Source organism: [Chlorobium] sp. 445 (assembly GCA_002763895.1).
Lineage (GTDB): Bacteria > Bacteroidota > Chlorobiia > Chlorobiales > Thermochlorobacteraceae > Thermochlorobacter.
In genome coordinates, this window is record NSLH01000056.1 from 1 (window position 1) to 2,958 (window position 2,958).

General features: G+C 47.9%; 2 protein-coding genes and 1 pseudogene. All 3 read right to left on the reverse strand.

Annotated elements, in window-relative coordinates; genetic code table 11:
- Window positions 1–186: 186 nt before the first annotated feature.
- A pseudogene (gene bshA, locus CMR00_12525) lies at window positions 187–1,329 on the reverse strand (N-acetyl-alpha-D-glucosaminyl L-malate synthase BshA).
- Window positions 1,330–1,380: 51 nt separating this feature from the next.
- Window positions 1,381–1,560 (reverse strand): hypothetical protein, encoded by a 180-nt coding sequence (locus tag CMR00_12530; protein ID PIO47039.1) that lies wholly within the window; start codon window positions 1,558–1,560, stop codon window positions 1,381–1,383.
- Window positions 1,561–1,617: 57 nt separating this feature from the next.
- On the reverse strand, window positions 1,618–2,958 hold a 1,341-nt coding region (locus CMR00_12535; GenBank protein PIO47040.1), incomplete at its 5' end, for an ATP citrate lyase.

Here is a 2,958-nt window from a genome sequence, read left to right on the forward strand (position 1 = left end):
CAGGTCTTGAGGCTCAATCCTGCTTTGGTTTTGACCTGAAAATAACACCTATTTTTACAAAACGTTGAAACCGCTCTGTCTTCAATTTGTGACAGGTTAAGTCAGCTGTGCTCTTTTGGGTTCAGCGCTAGTAAGAATAGCGGTTTCTCTAGAGTTAGGAGGGATAGGCTACGCTTCGGCTTGCTTCTACTCTGAGAGTATCTGAGCGTAGTAGCGCTCATAGATTGGTACAATGCAAGCAGTATCATAGCGTAAAGCGGTCTCACGTGTGCACAGTGTCATTCGCGCATGCAGCGCAGGCTCAGAGCATAGCACAATTACTCGCTCTGCAAGGGCATCAATGTCAGCCAGCGGCACCATGTAGCCATTATCACCGTCTTTGATGAGTTCAGGCAATCCACCAACCCTATAAGCGACAACAGGGACACTGCACGCCAGTGCTTCAAGCGCAGCAAGTCCAAACGATTCGGTTTCACTTGCCATCACCATCACATCAGAGATAGAGAGCAATTCTACCACCGCTTCTTGCTTACCTAAGAATCGGACATATTCGGCAAGCCCCAACTCACGCGAGAGTTTTTCAGCTTCAGCACGCTCAGGACCATCGCCCACCATGAGCAACCGACTTGGCACCTGACGATGCACTTTGCTAAAGGCTTGAATCACATCCCTGACGCGCTTGACCGGTCGAAAGTTCGAAATGTGAATCAGCACTTTTTTCATTTGGCTTTGCAAAGGCTGCACGAAATTGGGGACAATTTTTCCGCTTGAACTCGTTTGTGTTCACAAAGTTCGGAATCACCTCAATGCTTTTTTGGGCTGGAAGTCTTCCACGGTCTTTTGCTTGAGGTAGTTTGATACGGTGGTTACACCATCCGACTGATTGATACCGAGCCGTACTGCGCCACTCAGACTCGGATCCATTCCGACCAGCGTGATATCAGTGCCATGTAGCGTTGTGATGATTTTCGCTTCTTTGCATTGGCGGATTATATCTGCCCGATCACGCTGAATTTCACGTGCCAAAAACGCACTGATGGCATGGGGAATTGCGTAGTGCACATGCATCAAGTCCAGTTCTTCATAGCACATCACTTCCGCCATTTTTGATGCCAGCGAAATCGAGTAAGGCGGGAACTCAAAGAGCGGATAGCTATTAACCTCCACTTCATGGTAGAAGATATTTTCAGAAAATGTATGCAGACGGAAAGGCATGCTATAACTAATGAAGTGCACGGTGTGTCCTTTTTCAGCAAGGGCTTTTCCAAGTTCTGTGGCTACAATGCCACTGCCGCCGTATGTCGGATAACAGGTGATGCCGATTTTCATGGCGCTGCGGTTAAAGTGTTTGACACTTCACAAACTCGAGCCTTGCCGTTGTCATAGACTTTCGCATAGTTCAATAGCTTTTTTTGTGCTACTGCCCTGTTTTCTTTCATACTCACTTAAAAAGATGTAGTTCATCTTATGCTTCCCAGGTAGAGAAAGGTTAAAACCGCAAAACATGATAACGCTATCAGACGATGTAATCTTATGCATGAAAGTATTGAAAAAACGCATCAGTTGCGACATTTGAAATTATCTTTCTGTAAAAGTTTGATGGGGGAAGTGTGGGTGTTAATTCAAGGGTGGCACATCGCGTTTTGGGCGTACGGCATAATTGACTAAATAGTCATAGAGGCGGATAAGGCGTGAGTTTTGTTCTTTTTGGTCAATCCAGTGTCCAATGAATCCAATTGTACGAGCAAGTACAAAGAAGCCATTAAGGGTATGTTCAGGAAAGCCAAGGTCAATGAGAATTGCACCGATGGCGCCGTCTAAGTTCAAAATCAAGTTATCTTTTTTGAGCGTGGTAACTTTCTCGACTTCGAGCGCAAAGTCTAAACATGGTGTTTGAAGTCTGGGACGACTTTTCACAAACGAGACAAGCGACTTGACGCGCTTATCGGGATTGCGCACACTTTTGATGCGATGCCCAATGCCGGGAACTGGTCCGACATTTGCTTTCATGTAAGCAAGGAAGCCGGGAATATCGTTGCGATAAGATGTTGCGCCGAGTTTGAAGTATTTGCCGGCATCGGAAACTGCGCCACCGAAACGAGGTCCAATCATAATTAACCCAGCGGCAACGGCTTGCGGCAATCCAATGCCCGCACATGCGGCAAGAATCGTGGCTAATGCGCCTGAGACGGCAGGTCCATGGTCAGCCGAAAGAATGATGATGCGTTTAATGACTTCAGCTTGTTCTTTGTTTGGAAGTTCCTTGTTGAAGAGCAGTCCGATAAGGTGCTCAATGCCGTAGCCTTTTTCGATGAGTTCAGTTGCTGCATAGCCTAAGTAGAGTGGTTCTTCGCCGCGGTCGTCGGAGATGGTGGTGCGAATCAGCGGTTCGACAATAACTTGACCATGTTTGAGTGATTCTTCTATCTTCAAGGGCAGATCGCGTGGTGGTGGGACTTCAGTTTTTTTAGCGATGGTGCCATCGGCAAGCAAGGTTTGATAGACGCCGTGAATAGCGTCGCCGAGTGCGCCGAAGGTTTCAGGTACGAGTACGCCTGCCTCGCGAAAGGCTTGGAGTTTGTGTTGTGCCGAGCCCGTTCCACCTTTACCTTCTTTTGCGCCTGCATGTCCGAACTTCATGCCCTTTGGCAAAACTTCTTGGCACAATCCGCTGACGATGGCGATAAGTTTAATGCGGCGTCTGGTTTGAGCATACCATGCGGCAGCTTCTTCTTCCAAAGTGCCGCCCATTTCGCCGACTAACACGACGGCTTTCGTTTGCAGGTCGGCTTCGAACAAGTTCAAATACGTCACAAAATCGCTGCAGGGGTAGGTGTCGCCGCCGATGCTAATTGCCGTCGTAATGCCGTCAGCAAATTGCGAACACAGCCACATTAGCTCATTTGTCAAGCCACCTGATTTGGTCAGCACACCAAACGAACCGGGACGATACAACTT